At 42.1% G+C, this 23,342-nt stretch carries 22 protein-coding genes and 1 pseudogene; 11 read left to right on the forward strand and 12 right to left on the reverse strand.

What is annotated here, in order from left to right:
- Window positions 1–9: 9 nt before the first annotated feature.
- From ACNQO6_RS00850 to ACNQO6_RS00860, 3 genes are all read right to left on the reverse strand, one after another.
- Complete coding sequence (locus ACNQO6_RS00850) at window positions 10–1,881, reverse strand: SurA N-terminal domain-containing protein (protein WP_440207825.1); 1,872 nt, start codon at window positions 1,879–1,881, stop codon at window positions 10–12.
- Between the two features lie 139 nt (window positions 1,882–2,020).
- The gene (locus tag ACNQO6_RS00855; RefSeq protein ID WP_004639426.1) at window positions 2,021–2,293 is read right to left on the reverse strand and encodes an HU family DNA-binding protein; all 273 of its coding nucleotides are present in this window, start codon (window positions 2,291–2,293) and stop codon (window positions 2,021–2,023) included.
- A gap of 168 nt (window positions 2,294–2,461) precedes the next feature.
- Entirely contained in the window at window positions 2,462–2,917 is a 456-nt protein-coding gene (locus tag ACNQO6_RS00860; RefSeq protein ID WP_004771675.1) for a phasin family protein, read from the reverse strand.
- A 209-nt stretch (window positions 2,918–3,126) separates the two neighbouring features.
- On the opposite strand from ACNQO6_RS00860, the gene ACNQO6_RS00865 reads away from it, so the two are divergent.
- From ACNQO6_RS00865 to fdx, 8 genes are all read left to right on the forward strand, one after another.
- A complete protein-coding gene (locus ACNQO6_RS00865; RefSeq protein ID WP_440207826.1) occupies window positions 3,127–3,765 on the forward strand; it encodes a hypothetical protein in 639 nt (212 codons plus the stop codon).
- Window positions 3,766–3,872: 107 nt separating this feature from the next.
- Window positions 3,873–4,346 (forward strand): Rrf2 family transcriptional regulator, encoded by a 474-nt coding sequence (locus ACNQO6_RS00870; protein WP_004771673.1) that lies wholly within the window; start codon window positions 3,873–3,875, stop codon window positions 4,344–4,346.
- Between the two features lies 1 nt (window position 4,347).
- Window positions 4,348–5,565 carry an IscS subfamily cysteine desulfurase gene (locus ACNQO6_RS00875; RefSeq protein WP_004771672.1) on the forward strand — a complete coding sequence of 406 codons (1,218 nt, stop codon included), beginning with the start codon at window positions 4,348–4,350 and terminating at the stop codon, window positions 5,563–5,565.
- Between the two features lie 91 nt (window positions 5,566–5,656).
- A complete protein-coding gene (gene iscU / locus ACNQO6_RS00880) occupies window positions 5,657–6,043 on the forward strand; it encodes a Fe-S cluster assembly scaffold IscU (protein ID WP_004639432.1) in 387 nt (128 codons plus the stop codon).
- Window positions 6,044–6,072: 29 nt separating this feature from the next.
- The gene (iscA, locus tag ACNQO6_RS00885) at window positions 6,073–6,393 is read left to right on the forward strand and encodes an iron-sulfur cluster assembly protein IscA (protein ID WP_004661460.1); all 321 of its coding nucleotides are present in this window, start codon (window positions 6,073–6,075) and stop codon (window positions 6,391–6,393) included.
- Window positions 6,394–6,479: 86 nt separating this feature from the next.
- Entirely contained in the window at window positions 6,480–6,998 is a 519-nt protein-coding gene (gene hscB / locus ACNQO6_RS00890) for a Fe-S protein assembly co-chaperone HscB (RefSeq protein ID WP_440207827.1), read from the forward strand.
- Window positions 6,999–7,036: 38 nt separating this feature from the next.
- Entirely contained in the window at window positions 7,037–8,896 is a 1,860-nt protein-coding gene (gene hscA, locus ACNQO6_RS00895) for a Fe-S protein assembly chaperone HscA (RefSeq protein WP_440207828.1), read from the forward strand.
- Between the two features lie 17 nt (window positions 8,897–8,913).
- Window positions 8,914–9,252 (forward strand): ISC system 2Fe-2S type ferredoxin, encoded by a 339-nt coding sequence (gene fdx, locus ACNQO6_RS00900; RefSeq protein ID WP_004771669.1) that lies wholly within the window; start codon window positions 8,914–8,916, stop codon window positions 9,250–9,252.
- Window positions 9,253–9,310: 58 nt separating this feature from the next.
- Here fdx and ACNQO6_RS00905 read toward each other — a convergent pair.
- The 6 genes and pseudogenes from ACNQO6_RS00905 to aceI form a co-directional block, all read right to left on the reverse strand.
- Window positions 9,311–9,732 (reverse strand): annotated as a pseudogene (locus tag ACNQO6_RS00905) (NAD(P)/FAD-dependent oxidoreductase); the annotation flags it as partial.
- 119 nt (window positions 9,733–9,851) lie between these two features.
- Complete coding sequence (locus ACNQO6_RS00910; protein ID WP_343578922.1) at window positions 9,852–11,288, reverse strand: adenylate/guanylate cyclase domain-containing protein; 1,437 nt, start codon at window positions 11,286–11,288, stop codon at window positions 9,852–9,854.
- 51 nt (window positions 11,289–11,339) lie between these two features.
- On the reverse strand, window positions 11,340–11,774 hold the full coding sequence (locus ACNQO6_RS00915; protein ID WP_004661448.1) for an HIT domain-containing protein: 435 nt from the start codon (window positions 11,772–11,774) through the stop codon (window positions 11,340–11,342).
- A 198-nt stretch (window positions 11,775–11,972) separates the two neighbouring features.
- A complete protein-coding gene (gene mfd / locus ACNQO6_RS00920) occupies window positions 11,973–15,431 on the reverse strand; it encodes a transcription-repair coupling factor (RefSeq protein ID WP_440207829.1) in 3,459 nt (1,152 codons plus the stop codon).
- A gap of 138 nt (window positions 15,432–15,569) precedes the next feature.
- Complete coding sequence (locus ACNQO6_RS00925; RefSeq protein WP_440207830.1) at window positions 15,570–16,070, reverse strand: hypothetical protein; 501 nt, start codon at window positions 16,068–16,070, stop codon at window positions 15,570–15,572.
- Window positions 16,071–16,286: 216 nt separating this feature from the next.
- Complete coding sequence (gene aceI, locus ACNQO6_RS00930; protein ID WP_440207831.1) at window positions 16,287–16,715, reverse strand: chlorhexidine efflux PACE transporter AceI; 429 nt, start codon at window positions 16,713–16,715, stop codon at window positions 16,287–16,289.
- An 88-nt stretch (window positions 16,716–16,803) separates the two neighbouring features.
- Here aceI and ACNQO6_RS00935 point away from each other — a divergent pair, with 88 nt between their 5' ends.
- From ACNQO6_RS00935 to leuE, 3 genes are all read left to right on the forward strand, one after another.
- Window positions 16,804–17,703, forward strand: coding sequence for a LysR family transcriptional regulator (locus ACNQO6_RS00935; protein WP_199950317.1), 900 nt, complete (start codon window positions 16,804–16,806; stop codon window positions 17,701–17,703).
- 103 nt (window positions 17,704–17,806) lie between these two features.
- Window positions 17,807–18,796 carry a transaldolase gene (gene tal, locus ACNQO6_RS00940; RefSeq protein ID WP_440207832.1) on the forward strand — a complete coding sequence of 330 codons (990 nt, stop codon included), beginning with the start codon at window positions 17,807–17,809 and terminating at the stop codon, window positions 18,794–18,796.
- A gap of 74 nt (window positions 18,797–18,870) precedes the next feature.
- A complete protein-coding gene (gene leuE, locus ACNQO6_RS00945) occupies window positions 18,871–19,521 on the forward strand; it encodes a leucine efflux protein LeuE (RefSeq protein ID WP_262764904.1) in 651 nt (216 codons plus the stop codon).
- Window positions 19,522–19,677: 156 nt separating this feature from the next.
- Here the strand turns inward: leuE and ACNQO6_RS00950 are convergent, their stop codons facing one another.
- The 3 genes from ACNQO6_RS00950 to ACNQO6_RS00960 all read right to left on the reverse strand — a co-directional run bounded on the left by ACNQO6_RS00950 (window position 19,678) and on the right by ACNQO6_RS00960 (window position 23,098).
- Window positions 19,678–21,510, reverse strand: a complete 1,833-nt coding sequence (locus tag ACNQO6_RS00950) for a monovalent cation:proton antiporter-2 (CPA2) family protein (RefSeq protein WP_440207833.1) — start codon at window positions 21,508–21,510, stop codon at window positions 19,678–19,680.
- Window positions 21,511–21,626: 116 nt separating this feature from the next.
- A complete protein-coding gene (locus tag ACNQO6_RS00955; RefSeq protein ID WP_440207834.1) occupies window positions 21,627–22,346 on the reverse strand; it encodes an MgtC/SapB family protein in 720 nt (239 codons plus the stop codon).
- A gap of 56 nt (window positions 22,347–22,402) precedes the next feature.
- Entirely contained in the window at window positions 22,403–23,098 is a 696-nt protein-coding gene (locus tag ACNQO6_RS00960; RefSeq protein ID WP_440207835.1) for a hypothetical protein, read from the reverse strand.
- Window positions 23,099–23,342 lie beyond the last annotated feature (244 nt).

A 23,342-nucleotide genomic window follows, 5' to 3' on the forward strand; every position in this document is an offset into this window, starting at 1 on the left:
TCAAATCCGTTATTTGATCTTCGCTTGTGATTTTAAGTATTCAGTGTAGTCTTCAAGCATTTGTTGCCCACGGAACTGCTGATACAGCTTATTCAACTCTTGTACCTGTTCTGCTGGCAATGTGCTCGCAACACGACTATTCACGTTTGAAACCGCAACAATCACCAATTCATTTGGTAGTTTCGCAGTGGTTGCAGACCATAAGCCTTCTTTCGCTGGCGCTGGAATACTAAATGCAGCACGCTCAATCGGACGTTTTAAACCTTGAGAACGTGCAAAAGTACCCGCATTTTCAAACTTCACTTGAGATTTTGCTACCACTTGTGCGGCTGGTTGAGTTTTAAACTCGTTCAGGATGGTGGCAATTTTCGCCTGCGCTGCTTTATACGCCTTCGCTTCAATCACTTTCGCTTTTACTTCAGCAGTCGCTTGATCCAAAGGTTTAACGCCTGCAGCATGATAGTTACGGACTTTAATCCAGATCGTATCACCATTGGCCAACTGAATATTTGAAGACGCGTTACGGTCACCATTCTTCACATCATCATTAAATAATTTAGCTTTAACACTTAAATCACTCAAATATGGATTATCAGTCGCCAAAGTTACGCCATTTGCAGATTCAATACGCGCACTCTTCACTTCCTGGGCAACCGCTTCTAGAGAATCATTCCCTACGACCATTTCATTTAAGCTATTTACCGTGTCACTAAACTGATTCGCCAGTTTGCTTTTCTCAACTTCAGCAGTTAAACGCGCTTTTTCCGCTTCAAATGAAGGTAATTTCAGCATTGGTGATTCAGCTTGAATGATGTGATAACCATACTGAGTCTTAACCGGTTTAGAAATTTCACCATTCTTTAATGCATTGACTGCATTATCAAAGTCAGCAGAGAAAACACCCGGTGCATACGCATCCACTAAACCACCTTGTGTTTTAGAACTTGGATCTTCCGAATATTGAGCTGCTGCCTGAGCAAATGATTCACCTGCCTGAATTTTTGCATAGACTTCATTTGCAAGCTTCTGAGCCGCCGCATCATCACGTGCATCTGTGGTAATGAGAATATGTTTAACTTGAGGTTTAACTGCTTTTTTCTTCTCATCAACAAAAGCTGTATATGCCTGTTGAAGATCAGCATCAGTCACCGCAATGTTTGCCTTAGGCAGCAAAGCTGGCGTTAATACCACATAATCCACATCAACACTTGCAACCTGCTTAAATTCATTTTTATGCTTGTTGTAATAATCAGCAATTTCCTGACTAGAAGCCGTCACGCCTTTCTTATAGTCATCCAGCTTGATACTCGCCAAATGCAAAGTACGCTGTTCAGTCTGTAAATTTGCCAACTGCTGCACATCGGACTTGCTCACCAAAGCATAATCCATCAATGATGTAGAAATCATTTTAAGCGCATGATCTTGACGTAAGCTGGCAATCAGGGCCTGATTGGTCATTCCTACAGAACGCAGGTAGTTTTCATATAAGGTTTGAGAAAATTTACCATTTTCTTGGAAGCTTGGCTGTTGTGCCAACATTTGCTCAAGCTGCACATCGCTTAAAGTCATCCCCAACTTTTCAGCTTGTTGTTGTAGCAATGAGCGGGCAACCAATGCATCAAGTGCTTTTTCTTGAATAACAGGTAAATTCAAAAGTGATTCATCACCTTTTACCAGTGATAAATATTGATCTTTATAGTTTTTGGTTGCACTTTCTAATTCTTTATTAGAAATATCTTGACCGTTTACTGATTTTGCAACGTCTGCTTTATTGCTACCACTAAAATACCCTTCTATACCGACAAGCGCTAATGGCGTCAAAAACAAAACTAACAGGACTTTGCCAAGCCAACCCTTAATGAGAGTACGAAACGATTCCATAAGAATTCCAATATTTTATTTCGGGGCAATTTTAACTGAAAAACAAAGGCGAATGAATGCAGAATAAAGATCAAATTAAGTTTTTCATTCAATAAATAAAAAACGCACCCATAATGGTGCGTTTATTGATTTAAAAAGATTACGCAACCGAATCTTTTAAACCCTTACCAGCTTTGAAGCTAGGTACTTTACTTGCTTTGATTTGTAGCTCTTCGCCAGTTTTAGGATTACGGCCAGTACGAGCAGCACGTTCTTTAACGCTGAAAGTACCGAACCCAACTAAAGTAACTGTATCACCCTTTTTAAGTGCTTCAGTGATTGATGCAATTGTCGCATCGAGTGCCTTACCAGCATCCGATTTTGACACGCCCCCTTTTTCAGCAATCGCATCAATTAATTCTGATTTATTCATGATAAAAAATATCCTCTTAATATCGTTTGTTAAGATCCAAGGCTATAGTTTAAAAGGCCATGACGCCTTTATAGCAATGCTTTGGGGGATAACGCAATACTAGAAAGGCCTTTTAATTAAAATAAATACTGAAATACGACATAAACAGACGAGTTACCTGCATTTTTTTTACTTTTTATTCAATTTGGCCTTCAATTGATTATTTTCTTCGATCAACGCATCAACCTTGATATGCAGTTGTACAAGCAACTGTTCAATGTGCTGAAGATCCTTTGGTGTTACCAGCCCAATCCGGTTAAGCGAGTGGTTCACACTGGTATCTAAAATCTTTTCAACCTTGTCTTTGGTATCCGTTACCGACTCTTTGGCCTTCTCTGTCACTTTGCCAACCGTATTGTCAGCAAAATCGACGGTTTTTGATTCTAGCTCCTCACCCACCTTGACCAGTGAGTCAAACAATTTATTTCCTTCTTCTTCGGCACGAGAAAAAGCACCTAACCCAGCCAGCCAGATCTGTTGTGTATATTTTTTGAAATCCAACGCAGATTTTTTAGAACTCTTTGATTTTGGCTTAGTTTTTACTTCAGCTTCCTCATTAGGATTTTCTATATTTGAGTTATCCATTGACCATTACTCCTAAGCACTTTACAAACAGTATGTCGTATTTGACCATAAAAATGTTTTTATAATATCAAAGTTAAGACTTGATCGTTTTAAAAAACTGTTCTACAAAGCAAGAAAGTCCTGTAAATTATTTTTAACAATTGAGTAAGGATACTCAGGTTTACAGATTTTTTGTTTTTATTGATTGATTGGCAAGGAAAAAGAGACTTATGAGTGATACGCAACAAAGACATAAACATCCGCATTTGTTGCTCAACATTGTCATCATTGTTTTAGAGACTTTTTTCTCTTTCATCCTGACGCATGATGCAGCATTACGCCTGCAAGCCAAAAAGTTAATCGACCAGAAAACCACGATCAGGATTAACAGCTATATCCCGTTCTTCGACTTTTATATCCAGTTTACCGAAAAAGGTCTTCTGTTTGATATGAAAGCCCTGGATCGCACCATTGATTTGGAGATTAATAGCACATTAATCGACCTGATCAAAATTTTTGTGTTTAACAATCAACGTAGCATTGCCAATATGCGCATTCTGGGTGATGCCGCGCATACTGAAGCGTTTATGGACTTACTTCCACATCTTACTCTCACAAGCATTCTGGCAAACTGGAAACAATGGTTTAGTGATGAGGCTGAAGCCGTTGCTTCACAACAACGTATTGCCCCGTTGCTGGATAAAATCGATCAACAACGTTCGGAAATCAATACGCTGTTGGTTGAAGTCAAGCAGTATCAAAACCGCATCCACCGTCTGCAAAAACGTCAACGTTTAATCAACATCAGCTTTGCTGTTTTAAGCTTTATTTTCATCACCTTTTTTGTTTATAATACGTGGATACAATAATTCCAATATATTTCACTTTTCACGCTCAGATTGGCAATTTAAAACTTGACTATTTTAGTCGGAATTCATAAAATTTAAACATCTAGTCTAACCATGTGTACCGAATCATGCGTCTTACAACTCGCGGTCGTTACGCAGTGACTGCTCTACTTGATTTAGCTTTGCAGCCAACTGAACAAACGATCACGCTTGCGGAAATAGCAGCACGCCAATCCATCTCAGTCGCTTATTTAGAACAGTTATTCGCGAAACTTAAACGTCATGGGTTAGTTTCAAGTGTACGCGGTGCAAATGGTGGTTATCACCTGGCGCGCAATGCAAGTGAAATTACTGTGCTAGAAATCATCGAAGCTGTAAATGAAACTGTTGATGCAACGCGTTGTGACCATAAGGGTAACTGCCAGAATGGTGCAATGTGTTTGACTCATGACTTATGGCAAGAACTCTCCCACCATATTGCCGATTATCTTGCAAAAATCACCCTTGCTGATTTGATTGCGCGTGACAACGTTCAAACCGTTGCATTACGCCAGAATTCACCAAGTTTAGATTCAGCCCTTCTATCGGTTACAGGTATTTGACATGAAACGTCCAATTTATCTTGATTACGCAGCAACCACGCCAGTACTGCCAGAAGTTGCAGAACGCATGATGGAATGTTTAACGTTCGAGGGGACTTTTGGTAACCCGGCGTCACGTTCACATGCCTATGGTTGGCAAGCCGAAGAAAAAGCTGAGTATGCACGTGAGCAAGTTGCAAATCTAATCAAAGCAGATCCACGCGAAATCGTTTGGACTTCTGGTGCAACCGAGTCTGACAACCTGGCATTAAAAGGGATTGCTCAGTTCTACGGTTCAAAAGGCAAACACATCATTACAAGTAAAATCGAACACAAAGCAGTGTTAGATCCTTGCCGTGAGCTTGAAGAACAAGGTTTCGAAATTACTTATTTAGAACCAGAACCGCGTACAGGGTTAATTACACCTGAAATGGTTCAGGCGGCTTTACGTCCAGATACGATTCTTGTTTCACTCATGATGGTAAACAACGAAATCGGTACTGTGACAGATGTTGCTGCAATTGGTGAATTAACACGTGCGAACAAAACATTCTTCCACGTTGATGCAGCTCAAGCCGCTGGTAAAGTTGAAATTGATCTTTCAACCATGAAAATTGATTTGATGAGCTTCTCTGGTCATAAAGTCTATGGCCCGAAAGGTATTGGTGCCCTTTACGTTCGCCGTAGCCCACGTGTTCGCTTAAAAGCGCAAATGCACGGTGGTGGCCATGAACGTGGTATGCGTTCTGGTACTTTAGCGACGCATCAAATTGTTGGTATGGGCGAAGCTTTTGAAATTGCTGGCAAAACCATGCAAGCAGAACAAGAGCGCATTCGCAAGTTACGCGACAAGCTTTGGAATGGCTTACAAGACCTTGAACAAGTGTTCTTGAATGGTCACCCAACACAAAACGTTGCTAACTATCTAAATGTCAGCTTCAACTTCGTTGAAGGTGAGTCACTGATGATGGCCTTGAAAGATGCAGCTGTTTCAAGTGGTTCTGCATGTACCTCTGCAACTTTAGAGCCGTCATATGTATTACGTGCTTTAGGTTTATCTGACGAGTTGGCACATAGCTCAATCCGTTTCAGTTTCGGTAAATACACCACTGAAGCAGATATTGACTACGTGTTAACCATTACCAAAGCTGCTGTTGAGAAATTACGTGAACTTTCTCCGCTTTGGGATATGTACAAAGAAGGTATCGACCTTTCAACAGTTGAATGGGCTGAACACTAATTCATCAGGTGCTCTTTTGAGCACTTCATTGAAAAGTATGTTTTAACCCTCATATTAATATTAGGCTGACCCCGAGGTTTGGAGAAGCGACATGGCTTATAGCGAAAAGGTAATTGATCATTACGAAAACCCTCGTAATGTTGGTGTTTTAGACAAGAATGCAGAAAATGTAGGTACAGGTATGGTCGGTGCACCTGCTTGTGGCGACGTAATGCGTTTACAAATTCAAGTCGATGACAATGGCGTAATTGAAGAAGCTCGCTTCAAAACTTATGGCTGTGGTTCTGCCATCGCTTCAAGTTCACTTGTAACCGAATGGTTAAAAGGCAAAACACTTGATGAAGCTCAAGCGATCAAAAACATTGATATCGCAACTGAGCTTGCACTTCCACCAGTAAAAGTACACTGCTCTGTATTGGCTGAAGATGCAATCAAAGCTGCGATTGAAGACTATCGCGGTAAGAAAGCGAAAGCTTAATTGATGACCGAAATAACATTGGAGTTTTCATGATCCATTTAACTGAAAATGCTGCGACTCACATCAGCAATTACCTGCAAAACCGAGGTAAGGGTGAAGGCATTCGTATTGGTGTGAAAACTTCGGGTTGTTCTGGATTGGCTTATGTACTTGAGTTTGTCGATGACATCGACACACACGACCAAGTATTTGAACAACTCGGCGTTAAAGTCTTTGTAGACCCTAAAAGCCTGGTTTATCTCAATGGTTTAGAGATGGATTATGTTAAAAATGGTCTAAATGAAGGCTTTGAGTTTAACAACCCAAACCAAAAAGGTGAATGTGGTTGCGGTGAATCATTCACTGTTTAATCTCAACCACTACTCTCTTTCTTTTCGTCAAAACAGTGTGTTCCGCACTGTTTTAACGTATTTATCAATAGCGGAATCCATCTCCCATGAATCATTTTGAGTTGTTCCAATTACCAGAAGCACTCGATATAGATTTAGCAGCTTTAAAAAAACAGTTTTTAAGTTTGCAACAGCAATATCATCCAGATAAAGCCAGTGACAAGGATCAGGCGCTGATCAAGTCAAGCGAAATCAATCAGGCTTATAAAGTGTTATCACTGGTTGATAGTCGTGCTGCCTATCTGCTTGCCCTCAAAAAACAAGATCATCATCTTGATCAGTCCATCAATGATTTTGAGTTTTTGCAATCTGCACTCGAAATGCGCGAGCAACTGGACGAAGCCACCTCAACCGAGCAACTTCGCACCTTAAAAGTTGAAATCCAGCAATGGATTGATGGCCTCGTACGCGAATTCAAACTCGATTATGCTGACGAAGACTGGGCTGAGGCACGTGATACTGTTCGTAAGCTACGCTTTTTCCAACGTGTCATGAATGATATTGATAAAGCTGAAGATCGCATGCTGGACGAAGAAGATAGCTTCGATCTAGACGATGATTTTTAATCCGCTGTTACCGATTATTTTCAAGGGATACCGTACGCATGGCGCTTTTGCAAATTGCTGAACCAGGTCAATCTACCGCACCGCACGAACATCGTATTGCGATCGGAATCGACTTAGGTACAACCCACTCTTTAGTGGCGACAGTGCTATCGGGAAAACCGAAAGTTCTACATGATGACCAAGATCGGGTTCTACTTCCCTCTATTGTTCATTACGCGAAAGATTTGACAACGTTTGGTTATGAAGCCAAACCGTTTATGATGACCGACCCCAAAAATACAGTTGTTTCAGTGAAACGCTTTATGGGTCGTTCACAAGCTGATATTAAATTCCAGCATCCTTATACCCTTGTTGGCGCAGAAAATGAAATGCCAGCATTTGAAACGGCTGCTGGACGTAAAACCCCGGTCGAAATTTCTGCCGAGATCTTAAAACAATTAAAAGATCGTGCTGAAGCAAGCCTTAATAATCCTGTCAATGGTGCAGTGATTACCGTTCCTGCTTATTTCGATGAAGCACAACGTCAGGCAACACGTGATGCAGCCCAGCTTGCTGGACTCAATGTTTTACGCTTATTGAATGAACCCACTGCTGCTGCGGTGGCATATGGTCTGGATCAAGAGACCAATCTCAGTACAGACCGCAACTATGTGATTTACGACCTTGGCGGCGGTACGTTTGACGTTTCAATCTTGCGTTTCTCACAAGGTGTATTTGAAGTCCTCGCAACGGGTGGACATACAGCACTGGGCGGAGATGACCTTGATCGTTTAATCGTAAAATGGGCTAAAAAACAGCTTAATATCGAAACATTAAGCGATGAAGAATATGCGGTATTCGTTGTTGCTGCACGCCAAGCCAAAGAACATTTAACAGATCACGATGCTGCCGAATTAAAATTACTGGATGATCGCTTAACACTCGACCGCCCGACCTTTGAATCGATTATTCAAGTCGCACTCGATAAAACCATGAGTGTCTGCAAACGCGTATTACGTGATGCCAAACTTGAACTCGATGACATTGAGCATGTGGTACTTGTGGGCGGTTCAACACGTTCTTATGCTGTACAAAAAGCGGTACGTGATTTATTTGAACGTGAACCACTATGTACCATTAACCCGGATGAAGTCGTTGCAATTGGCGCTTCAATTACTGCCAATCAGCTCATCGGCAATAGCCAAGATGGTTCATTATTGCTTGATGTGACTCCACTCTCTCTTGGTTTAGAGACCATGGGTGGCTTGGTGGAACGTCTGGTTTCACGTAATACCGCCATTCCTGTTGCACGCCGTCAAGAATTTACCACTTATCAAGATGGCCAAACTGCCATGTTGATCCATGTAGTTCAAGGTGAACGCGATCTGGTTGAGCATTGCCGTTCCTTAGGTCGTTTTGTCTTACATGGCATTCCACCAATGACTGCAGGTCAAGCGCGTATTGAAGTGACATTCCAGGTTGATGCAGACGGCTTACTGACTGTCTCTGCGAAAGAAACTACATCTGGTGTGCAAGCGAAAATCGACATCAAACCGTCGTATGGTTTATCTGCTTCAGATACCGAACGTTTACTGGTAGAAGGTTTCCAGCATGCGGAGGAAGATAAACAGCTTCGCCACTTGCAAGAAACCAAAGTTGAAGCACAACGTGAGCTAGAAGCATTAGAGCAAGCCCTGAAAGCAGATACAGATCTACTCTCTCAGCAACAGGCTCGCGACTTGATTCTTGCCGCTGAAGCGTTAAAAGCCCGTCTTAAAACGGATGACCTTGCAGCGATTGAACATGCAGTTCAGCAACTTAAAATTCACAGCGATGCCTTTGCTGCGCTTCGCATGAACCGACATATTGACCATGCCTTAAAAGGTACGAAACTCGAAGATTGGTCAAACTCAAACTAAAGGTATAGGTGATCAATATGCCACGTATTAAAGTTCTTCCTCATGCACAAATTTGCCCTGAAGGTGCAGAATTTGAAGTCGAACAAAACGCCAATTTATGCCAGAGTTTATTAAAACAAGGCATTAAAATTGAACATGCTTGCGATATGTCTGCCGCATGTACAACCTGCCATGTGGTTGTTCGTAAAGGTTTTGACAGCCTAGATGAGATGAATGACGTTGAAGCTGACTTGCTCGACCGTGCTTGGGGCTTAGAACCTGATTCACGTTTGTCTTGCCAAGTGAAAATTGTGGATGAAGATTTAGAAATCGAAATTCCTAAATACACCATCAACCATGCTTCGGAAAATCATTAAGCTAGCTGCTTCATTCCAAATACAAAAAAGCTAGAGTAAATCTCTAGCTTTTTTATGATTAAACAAAAATTAAAGAACGATGCGCAGCGACGCCTGCCAGAGTACCATCACCAACTGCAAGTGATACCGCCCCCAAGCGCGCCACATCACCACAAGCAAAAATTCCTGTCACAGATGTTTCCTTCATGACAGTGGTTTTGATGATTTGTCCCTTCGCACTCTGTTCAATTTCACAACCCAGCTTAAAACCTAATCCTGAGCAATGCTGTATTCGGTCTTTGCGAAAATGTCAGCCAGTTGGATTACAGGGCCATCCACAACTAAGACATCACTCTACCCGTAATTTCCCGAATCAGTCACTGTTCGATTAATTCCTAGGAGTCCTTAATTGCACAAGTAATTCATCAGCTACAGGATAAGCATTTAAGAAAAGCATGGTTTCTCATCCCAGTCTGGTAGCATCCTCGATAAATAAGTAGCCTATTTTAGGACGACAGATAAAATCCACCACTCTTGTGGCACTCGCTTCAGAATTTAATCATTGAGATGCAATGCATTCACATCAGAATAGACATACTCAACATTGAGTATTGAGTTGTCTATCTCACTTCATCATCTAAAGTGAGTTTAGGAATACCCTGCGCATTGGTAATTTTTTGCTGGGTTTTGATACGTTGGACCATGTTTTCGAGAATTTCAACCAGTTCCGGATATTCATAGTTTTGGACTTCTTCCAGATTAAGAACCAAATGGAAGCCTTTATAGTCAAAATCAAACCATTGTTGCGTATCAGATTTTTTCCCTGTGAATTTTTCCATCACCTGCCAGGTTTTCACCGGGCCTTGAATGCCTTTTAAATAGATCGGCACTTTCGGCACACATAAAAATTCGTTTTTAATCAGTTGATGGGTGTCATCGGCAATCAGGATTTCATCCACCTCGGCAGCAGACTGCAAACGTGCAGCCAAATTCACATCGCGCCCGACAATGGTATAAGCCATACGATGTGAAGCGCCATAGTTGCCAACGTGGCAATAACCCGTACTAATCCCCATGCGGATATGCAAGGCCGGATAGCCCATTTTCTTCCAGCGCTCGCGCAACAATTTCATTTGTTGACGCATCGCAATCGCCATTTCTACACAGGATTTTGCATCTTGCTCAACGCCTTGCGAGTTTGGATCACCAAAGAAAATAAGAATCGCATCACCCATAAACTTATCGACGGTTGCTTCATACTGCTTGGCAATTTCGGTCATATGACTCAGATAATCATTCAGCAAGAAGGCTAAATCGTCCGGGATCAGTGTTTCAGAAAGTTCCGTGAAACCTTGAATATCAGAGAAAAAGATCGTGAGTTTTTTACGCTTATATTCAATTTTTGCTTCAGCTTCTCCACGCATGATCGATTGCCACAATTGCAGCGGGGCATAACGACTGAGCTGATTGGCAAAAGCAATATAGCGAGTCATCTGATTATGATAATGCTGGCGTTGCTGTCCGAGAATATTCAGGCGACGGTGCTGGTAATAGTTACCAATCACAATAAACATCATCAAGCCGAGCAGACTTACGACAGTCAATTCAGGATTGGTCGGTTCAAAATACTCTTCAGTACCAAAAATGATATAAGTACTAAAATAGAATGTAATTACACCAATCAACCCGATCAGACATGAAACTGGCAAAGAAATCTTATTATTTAGACCAACATAGAGCAATCCAAACAGGATGGTAAAAGTAGGCACTAAACTCAGATGCAAGGCGGCTAGAACAAGCGCAATAATGATGGCTTCATTGGCAAATAGAACGTTTTTTTCTATTTTTTTATCAAATTTGTATTGCAACCATTTTTCTAAACGGGGACAAAACAGAAAATAGGCCAATAATAATGGAAGGAGATAGAGTTGGTAGCTAGCACTGGTAGAGGTAAATGTATAAATTACCAGAATCAGTGACAGAATCGAGTATCCCATCAAACGATGGAAATAAGCGAACTGTCTAGGTTCTTTATCAATTAACCTATCTAGTGGCACTCTGTCCTCCTTTTCTTATTATAGAATACTGTTTTTATTCTATTTTATGGATCAGTCCATACGCCAGTCAAATGGCATATCACCCTGACCACGTAACGCAAGCATCAATGTTTGACGCATATGCGCGAGTACATCATTACTGTATGGTACTGCAGGCGTTCCCCATACTGGTTTCGGCCATGCCACATCGTTTTGATAACGTACAACATGATGGAAGTGAAGCTGAGGAACAACGTTCCCTAATGCCGCCACATTCATCTTGTCTGCACGGAACACCCGTGAAAGTTGGCTTGATAACCAGCTTGACTCACGTAGAAATTGTTCCTGGTCTGCCTGGCTGAGTTCATATAATTCTGTAATGCCTGGTACGCGTGGTACAAGGATCAGCCAAGGAAATTGCATATCATTCATTAAACGACATGTTGAAAGCGGAAAGTCGCCTACAAAAAATGTATCTTGAGCAAGTTGTGGATGCAAACTAAACATATCTTTATAAATGATGCAGAATAATGATGATCAATACTATCACATCAGTTTTGATGTGAATATTCTTAGTCACCCGTTTGATTACAAATAACAATGATTTTCCTCATTTATTGCAGCAACATCTGACCAAAAACATGTCGCGATCTTGCAAACAACCAAACTTGCTCATTTAACACTCAACGATCATTTTTCAAGATACTAATTCAACTCGCTCACCAGCTTGTTGAGCAGGTCAATAATGAACTGGATTCGCTTATCATACTCAGCCAGTTGCACCATGACTTTCAAGCGTTGCCCGCCTTCCATCCGGTAATACGTCGGCTGCTTCTGCATCAGTTGAATGATACTGATCGCCTGCACAGGTGTGTCTGGAGAAAACTCGATATAACCGCCATTGCTGTTGATATCAATCTTGGTAATGCCCAGTTGTTCTGCCTTTAAACGCAACTGGTGTACGCTAAATAGCTGTTTCACCGGTTGTGGCGGAATCCCAAAACGATCAATCAGCTCCATACGGATGTTATCGAGCTTTTCCTGACTATCGGTATTACTGATGCGCTTATAGAACAACAGGCGCTGATGTACGTCCCCAAGATAGTCATCTGGAATTAACGCCGGCATATGTAAATTAATTTCAGCGGTTAATGACAACGGCGCATCGAAGTTTGGTGTTTTACCCTTCTGGATTGCTTTGGTCGCTTTCTCAAGCATTTCCATATACAGGCTATAACCGATGGCCTGCATCGAACCGCTTTGCTGCTCACCGAGCAGTTCACCCGCTCCTCGAATTTCCAGATCTTCGGTTGCCAGCATAAAGCCTGCACCCAGCGTTGAAGCACGTTGAATGGCATCGAGTCGTTTCTCTGCATCTCCTTTCAGATGCTTGATTGAAGGCACCAGCAAATAGGCATAGGCCTGATGATGGGAACGTCCAACACGACCACGTAACTGGTGTAATTGTGCAAGGCCGAGCTTATCCGCACGTTCGATAATAATGGTATTGGCATTTGGCACATCAATACCGGTCTCGATAATGGTCGAGCATACCAATACGTTATATTCCTTGTGGTAGAACTGCTGCATCACCTGCTCAAGTTCACGTTCACGCATTTGCCCATGCGCCACCGCAACACGTGCTTCAGGCACCAGATGACGGATATTTTCGGCTGTCCGTTCAATGGTATCCACTTCATTGTGCAGGAAATACACCTGCCCACCACGTAACAATTCACGTAGAATTGCCTCTTTCACCGAATCATCGGTATGTTCCTGAACAAAGGTTTTCACCGCTAAACGACGTGCGGGCGGCGTAGCAATAATCGAGAGATCACGCATGCCAGAGAAAGCCATATTCAATGTACGTGGAATTGGTGTCGCTGTGAGTGTCAGCATATCCACATCGGCACGTAGCGCCTTGATTCGCTCTTTGTCACGCACACCAAAACGGTGCTCTTCGTCCACAATCATCAGACCAAGATTCTTAAATTGCACGTTTTCTTGCAGGATTTTATGTGTGCCGACCACGATATCGATCTTACCGTCGGCCAAATCTTCAATGATTTTTAAATGGGCTTTGTTACTACCAAATCGAGAAAGTACCTCGATGCGCACGGCCGTATCGGCAAAACGGTCTTTAAAGGATTCATAATGCTGTTGTGCCAGCAAGGTGGTTGGAACCAATACCGCCACCTGTTTATTGTTCTGTACCGCCACAAATGCTGCACGCATCGCTACTTCGGTCTTACCAAAACCAACATCACCACAGACCAGACGATCCATCGGTTTGGCCAGCTGCATATCATGAATAGTCGCTTCAATAGCATTGGCCTGATCAAGCGTTTCCTCATAGGCAAAGCCGCTGGCAAATTGCATATAGCCGGTATGGTCCAGCTCAAAAGCAAAACCGGGTTTGGACTGACGACGCGCCTGAATATGCAGCAGTTCAGCCGCCACATCATGAATCTGCTCCAAAGCCTTACGTTTCGCTTTGCTCCAGGTATCTGTACCCAGCTTATGCAACGGGGCCAGATCTGGGTCCCCGCCACTATAACGGCTGATCAGATGTAAATTGGTTACAGGAACGTAGACTTTTGCGCCATCGGCATAATCCAGCTGTAAAAATTCATGGTCCTGCTCATCAATTTCCAGCGTCACCAAGCCCGCATAACGCCCGACCCCATGATCAATATGCACGACAGGCGCACCAATGCTTAGCTCGGTTAAACTACGAATTAAAAATTCTTCTGAAACTTCCTGCTGACGCTTACGACGGCGCTGCACCACCCGATGTTCATACAGTTGATTTTCTGAAATGACCGATAGCTGATCTGTAAGCAACAAACCACGATCTAAAGGGGCACTGGTAATGGCGACCGATAATTTATCTTTCTGAAACTGGGCAAAACTCTCTACATTCTGAATTTCTCCCAAAACAGAACGTAGCGCATCTTTTAAGGTTTCACGTCGACCCGCACTTTCTGCCACCAATAGCACAGGATGTTTAGCCTGATCGATATACTGTTTAACTGCGTCGAAAGGTTGTGGCTTTTTCGGATCAACCGGCAATTTTGGAGGTTGCTCAGCAGCCAGATTTAATACACCTGCTTTTGCTTCAAATGCATCTGTTGAGGCTATAATTCTTGGGAACTGATTGAGTGCCTGCAATACATGATTCGGCATCAAGAACAGTTCTTCAGGTGGCAAAATCGGTTGATCAATGTTATGGCGACGGTCTTCATAGCGACGCATCACTTCTTTCCAGAAATTGATTAATTCATCTTCAATTTCATTATTTGTAATGACAACGCAATGCTTTGGTAAGTATGTCGTGAACATACTTTGCGCTTCCATCACCTTTTTATCAAAGAATAATGGCAGGTAAAACTCTAATCCAGGGGTCGAAATACCTTCAAGTACATCCTGATAAATTGGATTTTTCTTTGGATTTGCTGTTGGGAAACTTTCCGCATAACGGTCTCTGAAAATAGAACGTCCTTCTTTCAAAGGAAATTCTTTCGCAGGTAACACCGTGAAGTTTTTTAATGATTCTGTAGTACGTTGTGTTTCTGGATCAAAGAATTTTAAGCTTTCAATTTCATCATCAAATAAGTCAATCCGAATCGGCTGATCTTGTCCAGAAGCAAAAATATCCATGATACTACCGCGAACAGCAAATTCGCCGTGATCATATACTGTATCTACCAGACGATAACCCGCTTGTACCAACTGCTTTTTTTGTACTTCTAAATCGAGCTTTTGCCCAACCTTAATATCAAAGTGTTCCCCTACCACCCATGAATAAGGTGCAACACGCTGCGCTAGCGTACTCGCCGAAATCAATAAAATGCCCTTTTGCGGCATATGCGACAAAATCGCCAAACGCTCAGACACAATATCCTGATGCGGAGACAAACGGTCATAAGGCAAAATTTCCCAATCAGGAAATATGGTCGGCTTGATCCCATAAAACTCGAGTTCACTTTCCAGCTGGGCAAGATGTTGGTTATTTCGAGCCACAATCATGTAGAGATTAGAGCTTTGGGTTGCGATTTCTTTGAATAATAATGCAGCCGATGATCCCAGTAAGGAACCGATCCAGCGTTTCTCGCCCGCTTTAAATTGTTGTAGGTTTAATTGAGAGATTTCTTGTTGGAACATAGAGAAAATCATGCAATCTAAAAAGATAAGTCCTCTATTTTAGCATGATGTTTTTTGTGAATAGGAATTTTTTGGCTGATCCTGAATGCAAAATTGTCTTTATAAAAGATCGTATCGATTTACAAGAAAGTAGCAATGTTAGCTAAAAGTCGGATTTAATAACCAATCTTTAATATTCTGGATTTGCTTTTCTACTTCAATAAGAAGATGAGGATTATCTTCAAGTGTCCATGTTTCATCACACCAGTCACATGCATTATATAAGTTACCCATCCATGTTGAATAATATGCAATGTTTACAGGAAGATTTCTTGCTGCTCCCATAAAACCGATTTCGATATTATTAAAAATTCGACATAAATCAAAAGGACTTATCTGACCATTTGGGTAATGCTCTAAAACATTTAGGAAATAACGAGCCGTTAGAACTTCAGCTTCAACGGAGTCAGCTGAAAAGCTGGGATCTGTTGCTTGTATCAATTGAAGTAGTAAAGATGCCTGATGAACTGCGCTATCAAGTAGTTCAAAAAATTCGATCTCCATAATTTCATTGTTTTCTATGTATTCATTGATTTTTAAGATGATTTCTTTTGAATAATCACCATAATAAATTTCAACAAAAAGCGCTTTAAAAGTCATAAAATCCCTATTTTTCCATCTAAGATAAGATCAGATCATCTCTTCGGTTTAGAGATTTTTATATTCATGTGAAACCGTAATTTTGATCGCATTAAAAGGTTTAACTTACTTAGGCTATTTTCTAATCCTATCTTCACATTCTGTGAATTACAGACAATAAAAAAGCACTTTTCATCAAATGACAAAAAGTGCTTTATTTTTAATCTTTATTATAAATTATGATGCCAGTTTAGCATTTGGAAAGAAACGTCCTTCAATCATGTCATAGCACCACTGGAAGATGAAGGTATATACCAGAATACACATGGTTAAACCAAAGTCCAAAATGATGGCTTCAATGATGGTCATTTTCATCAAATAGGCAATGATTGGAATCGTTGCAAGCATCAGCCCGCCTTCAAATCCGATCGCATGCAAAATACGGACAGGAACTGTTCTTTCCCATTGATACTTCTGCTCTACTTTTTCGAAATAATGGTTAAAAATCATATTCCAGAATACAGAAATCACCGCCATGATTGTACCTAGAATACCCGTTACTTCGAGTGGCATACTGAAAATAAAACTTAACGCAATCGCGATGATGACCAATAAAATCACTTCATAGCTGATCGCATGAACGAGTCTTCTTTTGGAAATCAACATTTTTGTAACACTCTCTTGTTTGGATAGTGGCTATTTTATTTTTATAATATTGATTAATCCAATCAGATTCTTTCAGTTTTTTTGACAAATGAATATCAATCAAGAACAACTTCTCATGTTTCAGACCGTCATCGAGACAGGTTCCTTTTCTGCCGCTGCCCGTAAATTAGGTAAAGTTCCCTCAGCGGTCAGTATGTCGATTGCCAATCTGGAAATCGATCTCGATCTGAAACTATTTGAACGGATCGGCCGCGAACCAACGCCAACCGCAGAAGCATGGGTTTTATATGAAAAAACCCAGCAATTGCTGATCGAAATGAATCAATGGAAACAACATGCCCATGCGCTAAGTACGGGACTGGAATCGACCTTAAATATAGTGGTGGTATCGGAGCTGCTACATACCAACTGGACAGACTACATTACCCTGCTCGATCAACATTTTCCGAGCCTGTCATTGAATGTGGTTTCAGCGCCACAAGAGGACGCTCTGCAAATGTTGCTTGATCAAAGCGCTCAGCTCGCCCTGATGTTTGAACGGGAGCAACTGGACAGTCGCGAACAGTTTGTTGAGCTAAAAAGAGAAGCGCTTGTTCCGGTCATTGCAAAAATTAATCCCTTGGCAGAACTGGACAAGGTTTCCTTTGAGCAAATGGTGCAGACCCGGCAAATTGTCGTCGCCAGTCGTGATAACACCATTCGACCTGAATTACTTTATTCCAAAGATTATTGGCGTACCGACAATCATCATTCGGCATGTATGATGATTGTGCGGAATCTGGGTTGGGGGGTTTTGCCTTTAGAGATGTTTAATGAAAATCCTGAATTGCGTAAAAAACTAAAAATTCTGGATCTGTATGATTTCACGCCTAAATTTGAATACTATGTCGATCTGGTCTGGAGCCGGGAAAGTGAACTCGGTGCAGCAGCAAGATTCCTGATTGACCATATCCGTAAACAACGTCAACACACCGGTAATAAAAGATAACCTTAAGGAATAACTCTGCCAACAAAAGCGATGCTTTGCTTTGGTCTGGATTATGTTATAAAAGAAATTACCAATAATATGTTTAAGTAAGAACGCTATATCAATGACTCAGAATGCCTTATACCAATTAAAAGATTTAACCACTGTTGTTGCCGATAGTAGTGACTTGGAAGCAATTGAGAAATTTCGTCCACTCGATGCAACAACCAACCCTTCATTGATCACGGCTGCCGCGGAGTTACCCGAAAGCCGTGCACTGATTGAAGATGCCTATACCCAAGCAAAACAGGAAGGTTATCAAAGCGACGAGTTAATCGAGCGTACCATTGATATCTTGACCGTAAAATTCGGTGTGGAAATTTTAAAACTGGTTGAAGGCCGAGTTTCAACTGAAGTAGATGCTTCTTTGTCTTATGATACCGACGCCACCATTGCCAAAGCACACGAATTGTCTAAGCTGTATCAAGGTTATGGTATCGAGCAATCGCGTATCCTGATCAAGATTGCCTCAACCTGGGAAGGTATTCAGGCGGCTAAAGTACTCGAAGCAGAAGGCATTCCGTGTAACCTCACCCTGCTGTTTGGTTTACATCAGGCACAAGCCTGTGCAGATGCAAAAGTTACCCTGATCTCACCTTTCGTGGGCCGTATTCTTGACTGGTATAAAAAAGCGGAAGGTGTTGAGCAATATCCAATTGCCAAAGATCCCGGTGTACTTTCAGTCAAGAAAATCTACAATTATTACAAACAGCAAGGTATTCAGACCCAAGTCATGGGTGCAAGCTTCCGCAGTACCGCTCAGGTATTGGGTCTGGCAGGTTGCGATTTACTGACAATTGCACCAAACCTGTTGGCTCAACTTGAACAGGATCAGCAAAAGGTTGAAGCCCAATTGAGCGTTGAGTCAGCCCAGCAAGCTGAAAAAATTGAACGTCCAGCGCAAACCAAAGAAAGCTTTAAGACTGAACTTGAGCAGGATTTGATGGCGTTCCAGTTACTGCAAGGCGGTATCGACGGCTTTATCAAGGCCCGTGATCAACTGAGTTTATTGCTGCGTCAATCTTTTGGAATTGATGCTGAAATCAAGCCATAATTAGTCGAATTTTCACCCATAAAAACCGATTTTTGCTATATTAGCGAAAATCGGTTTTTTAATGAGTTTTCATCGTGTTCGGTATAACAGATTTAACCACTTATATAATTGGGACAATCTTAATTGTGTTATTACCGGGCCCCAACTCATTATATGTGATGTCTGTCGCCTCGCGTTATGGCATCCGCACCGGCTATGCGGCAGCCTGTGGCGTATTTACCGGTGATTTTATTTTAATTCTCTGTACCGTTCTGGGCGCAGCTTCCTTATTAAAAGCCTTCCCGATCCTGTTTGTGATTTTAAAAATCACTGGGGCAGCTTATCTGGCCTATTTGGGTTTCAAATTGCTACAGGGAGCTTACCAGACATGGAACAAGCCGCCGCATCATGCTGAACTGGCGGCTTTACCCAATTTAGACCAGGTTCATCCCTACCGTACAGCGTTAAGCATTAGCCTGCTTAACCCTAAAGCAATCTTGTTTTTCCTGTCCTTCTTTGTTCAGTTTGTTGAACCAAGTTATGCCTATCCGGCTTTAAGCTTTTTAATTCTGGCGATCATTCTGCAACTGGTCAGTTTCAGTTATCTGACCGCATTAATTTTTTCAGGCATTAAACTGGCAAATTTCTTTAAACATAATTATAAAATTGCAGCCGCGGGTATTTGTCTGGTCGGGATTCTGTTCTTTGGTTTTGGTTTAAGACTGGCAACCTCAACCTTGTCTTAATCGATTCAGTCTGATTTCTAGTTGGTTCCCAAATCAAAACATATTCAAATCGAAGTCCCATAGCACTGGTTATTATTCGAGATATTTCATTTAATTTATCTCTAATATAAAAAAGCCCTCATCAGGATGAGGGCTCGACCAAGATCATATTGATGACTACTTTTCCTCTAGATCCTTTTGTGCTTCTTCGTCATTTAAAATTCGGGCCGCCTGTTTAGGACGAATTAACGGAGCAGTCGGGCGTGGATGCGCATGGGTATATTGCAATCCGACACCTGCATATACATCATCAGCCGCAATTTCTGTTTCAAAACGCTCTTCGTCACGATCACGAATTTCATCCGTAATCCGTTGTACTTCATCTTGCTCAACCCCTAACTCTTGCAAGATCACGCCACCAAACTTGATTGCAGACTCGAAGGTTTCGCGAATCATATAATCCACTTTTTGTTTGACCAGATAAAGTGAATGTTCACGGTCATAAGAACGAACCAGTAGCTTTGCCAATGGAAATTCATGTGTGACCAGTTCGACAATACGGTTGGTGGTTTCCTTACTATCGACACACACGACTATCGCTTGTGCTGTGGCAGCACCAGAGGCATGCAGAATATCCAGACGGCAACCATCTCCATAATAAATTTTAAAACCGAATTTCTCTGCGTTTTGTATCATATCGATATCGTTGTCAATAATGGTGACATCGACACCACGTGCCAGCAATAACTGACTGGTGACCTGACCAAAACGACCAAAGCCAATCATTAAAATACTGCCACTCAAACCTTCGGCTACCGTGACATTATCCAGATTAATCGGGTCTTTGCGTTCAGTGAAGCGTTTAAACAGAATTCCCACGATCGGGGTCAACACCATAGAAAGCACCACAATCGCAGTCAGATTGGACTTGATGGTATTATCAATCACCTGGGCACTAACGGCAGCGGCAAACAGCACAAAAGCAAACTCACCGCCTTGTGCCATCAACAACGCGCGGTCTAAAGCTTCACTATGCGGGCTTTTGCTTACACGCGCAACGATATAAATCATCAGCGCCTTGGCAAACATCATGGCAATAACACCACTGATGATCAGTTGCCAGTTTTGTGCCACCACCGATAAATCAAGCGACATACCGACACCGAGGAAAAACAGGCCCAGCAATAATCCACGGAAAGGCTCAATATCGGCCTCAATCTGATGTCTAAAGGTAGATTCCGATAATAATACCCCTGCGAGGAAAGCCCCCATCGCCATAGAAAGTCCGCTGACCTGCATCAACAAGGCAGCGCCTAAAACCACCAGAAGCGCAGCGGCTGTCATCACTTCACGGGCTTTTGCAGCAGCAAGCAACCTGAATAAAGGATTTAATAGCCAGTAACCCGCAGCTATCAGCCCGGCAATTGCAATTAAACCGATACCGATACTTTCAAGACGTGTAGAGGTACTTTCCACCACATGGTTTGGTGCCATAAAGGCGACAATGGCCAGTAAAGGAACAATCAACAAGTCTTCAAATAATAAAATAGCGACAATCTTTTGCCCATGGGGTTGGGTAATATCACCCCGATCTCCCAACAGTTGCATCACTATGGCAGTTGAAGTCAGCACAAAACCCGCTGCGCCGATGAAAGCCACCTGCCAGCTAAAGCCAAACAGCAGTCCTACTCCGGTTAAAGCCAGACCGCACGCCACGATCTGTAAAGTACCCAGACCAAAAATTTCCCGTCTTAAGCTCCACAGGTGAGAAGGCTGCATTTCCAGCCCGATCACAAACAGGTACATCACGATCCCCAGTTCCGCAATATGCAGAATCGAGGCGGAATCATGGAAAAATGCGAACCCGAATGGCCCAATAATTAATCCGGCAATCAGATAACCAAGAACCGATCCCAACCCGATCCGCTTAAAAATAGGAACTGCAACAACAGCGGCTGCCAGCAAAACCACTGGTGCAATCAAACTGATAGAATGTGCTTCTGAACTCATACTGTTCTCATTGTTATCATGTGCGTTTCATTTTAAAGGAAACAATACAGGCCATATATATCATTTATAGGACAATGCATCCCAATTCGATTCTTTAGGGGAATATTTTCCTGAACTTAATTGATGGTATTTTTGTCCCAAAAGGCCTGCCGAACCTGCGGCATGGCATTCAGGTGGTTAATGATATGTTGCGCTTCTTCTGCTTCAATCGAGGTGGCAATCAATGTCACTTCAATCTCGACCTCTTTTTCACCAAAAGGTGTGACCTCAATATCTTTGGCAGGATAATGATGATGCATCAAGGTCAGATTCAGCTCATCCATGACGGCTTTGCTGTGACTACGATCACAAATAATATATATCACATGCATAACCTCAGTATCATCATCCAGCGGACGGCGGTCAATCGCATGCACAATCGGTCTTAGCAAGGTATTTGCCGCTAAAATAAATAAGGTCGCCAATATCGCTTCAATCACCAGATCCGCACCTGCAGATGCCCCGACTGCTGCTGAGCACCATAAGGTCGCTGCGGTATTGAGACCATGAATATTGCCTTCCTGATGCATAATCACACCTGCACCCAAGAAGCCAATCCCTGAAACCACATAGGCAATCACCCGAACTGCCCCATCGGCGCCCGTCAGATTAATCGCAATATCCACAAAAATGGCAGCCCCGACTGCTACCAGTACATTGGTCCGTAAACCTGCAGTACGCTGCCGGTATTGACGCTCAAAACCAATCAGCGCACCTAAAATAAATGCGACAGAAAGACTGATTAAAGTATCCAGAATATTAGAAAAATCGGTATGTTGCAGAAATTTTAATTGCATATTCCACCTCTTTATTATTCATGATTTTGAATGAAGGATATTATGAAAAGCTGCAATTATGATGACGGCGTAAAACTCAGTCCCAAGCCGAACCAGTGCTGTTTCTCTGCACGCAAGCGATCACCAAAGGATGCTTCCAGACTTAACACATTGGGAATAATACTGTACTGCACTGCGGTCTGAAAGAACGGTGCCTGACGATCCTGATTATAGGTTTCAAGGATTAACCCCAGCCGATCCGTCACATTATAGGTTGAAGCCACACCCCAACGTACCAGATGCTCATCGGCATGTTGATAACCAATATTGGTATCTAGAGCTAAACGTTGATCTAAAAATTCAAAACTTACAGGTACATTGAAAAACCAGTCCAGCTGGCCACCATGATGTGAAACATCATCCCGTGAGAGCAACAAACTAGAGCCAACAGCCCAATCATTTTCCATCGGTTTTAATATGGTTTTGGCCTGAGCTGAAAAACCATGAATCTGATCAATATCCTTGCTGGAATGATAACCTAATGATATTTCTAAATTTTCATTGAGATTACAGGCGGGAACAACTTGATAGCCCCAACTGCCATCTTTGTTACGTGTATAGGTACTTTCCAACTGACAATGCTGTGCCGTTGTAATCGAGACATCATCGGTATTGATCAGCGGGCCAGCCTTACTTTTTTGTGTCAGCAATAAACCAGATAAAACAAACACATGAATAACAGCAAGCCATTGAATGGACGCATGAAAGAACATAGGCTTCTCCCCATTTTAGGTGAGAAACTAAACAGGTTGCAGTCAATAGAATAAATTTCGTGAATACAGCAAAATTATACAGAAGGGTTAAAATTTATCTCAAAGCTATCTCATTGCAAGACAGCCGACCTAACAGGCGATCTTGCTCAGTATTCGCTTTGGTTTAATCGATTGATCAACCCGAACCTCGAACAACTACCCATTTAGGATCTCCGTGAATAAATTCAAAGGCATTATAGGACAT

Origin of the sequence: Acinetobacter calcoaceticus, assembly GCF_051947995.1 — a bacterium.
Classification (GTDB): domain Bacteria; phylum Pseudomonadota; class Gammaproteobacteria; order Pseudomonadales; family Moraxellaceae; genus Acinetobacter.

Bases quoted from the DNA above. Each gene is read 5' to 3' on its own strand.
- ACNQO6_RS00950 (WP_440207833.1), bottom strand. From the start codon at position 21,510: ATGAGTTCAGAAGCACATTCTATCAGTTTGATTGCACCAGTGGTTTTG.
- ACNQO6_RS00860 (WP_004771675.1), bottom strand. From the start codon at position 2,917: ATGGATAACTCAAATATAGAAAATCCTAATGAGGAAGCTGAAGTAAAA.
- ACNQO6_RS00925 (WP_440207830.1), bottom strand. From the start codon at position 16,070: ATGACTTTTAAAGCGCTTTTTGTTGAAATTTATTATGGTGATTATTCA.
- ACNQO6_RS00955 (WP_440207834.1), bottom strand. From the start codon at position 22,346: ATGCAATTAAAATTTCTGCAACATACCGATTTTTCTAATATTCTGGAT.
- ACNQO6_RS00870 (WP_004771673.1), top strand. From the start codon at position 3,873: ATGCGTCTTACAACTCGCGGTCGTTACGCAGTGACTGCTCTACTTGAT.
- ACNQO6_RS00935 (WP_199950317.1), top strand. From the start codon at position 16,804: ATGAATATCAATCAAGAACAACTTCTCATGTTTCAGACCGTCATCGAG.
- ACNQO6_RS00850 (WP_440207825.1), bottom strand. From the start codon at position 1,881: ATGGAATCGTTTCGTACTCTCATTAAGGGTTGGCTTGGCAAAGTCCTG.
- hscB (WP_440207827.1), top strand. From the start codon at position 6,480: ATGAATCATTTTGAGTTGTTCCAATTACCAGAAGCACTCGATATAGAT.
- ACNQO6_RS00855 (WP_004639426.1), bottom strand. From the start codon at position 2,293: ATGAATAAATCAGAATTAATTGATGCGATTGCTGAAAAAGGGGGCGTG.
- aceI (WP_440207831.1), bottom strand. From the start codon at position 16,715: ATGTTGATTTCCAAAAGAAGACTCGTTCATGCGATCAGCTATGAAGTG.
- mfd (WP_440207829.1), bottom strand. From the start codon at position 15,431: ATGTTCCAACAAGAAATCTCTCAATTAAACCTACAACAATTTAAAGCG.
- ACNQO6_RS00960 (WP_440207835.1), bottom strand. From the start codon at position 23,098: ATGTTCTTTCATGCGTCCATTCAATGGCTTGCTGTTATTCATGTGTTT.
- ACNQO6_RS00875 (WP_004771672.1), top strand. From the start codon at position 4,348: ATGAAACGTCCAATTTATCTTGATTACGCAGCAACCACGCCAGTACTG.
- iscU (WP_004639432.1), top strand. From the start codon at position 5,657: ATGGCTTATAGCGAAAAGGTAATTGATCATTACGAAAACCCTCGTAAT.
- ACNQO6_RS00865 (WP_440207826.1), top strand. From the start codon at position 3,127: ATGAGTGATACGCAACAAAGACATAAACATCCGCATTTGTTGCTCAAC.
- tal (WP_440207832.1), top strand. From the start codon at position 17,807: ATGACTCAGAATGCCTTATACCAATTAAAAGATTTAACCACTGTTGTT.
- iscA (WP_004661460.1), top strand. From the start codon at position 6,073: ATGATCCATTTAACTGAAAATGCTGCGACTCACATCAGCAATTACCTG.
- hscA (WP_440207828.1), top strand. From the start codon at position 7,037: ATGGCGCTTTTGCAAATTGCTGAACCAGGTCAATCTACCGCACCGCAC.
- ACNQO6_RS00915 (WP_004661448.1), bottom strand. From the start codon at position 11,774: ATGTTTAGTTTGCATCCACAACTTGCTCAAGATACATTTTTTGTAGGC.
- fdx (WP_004771669.1), top strand. From the start codon at position 8,914: ATGCCACGTATTAAAGTTCTTCCTCATGCACAAATTTGCCCTGAAGGT.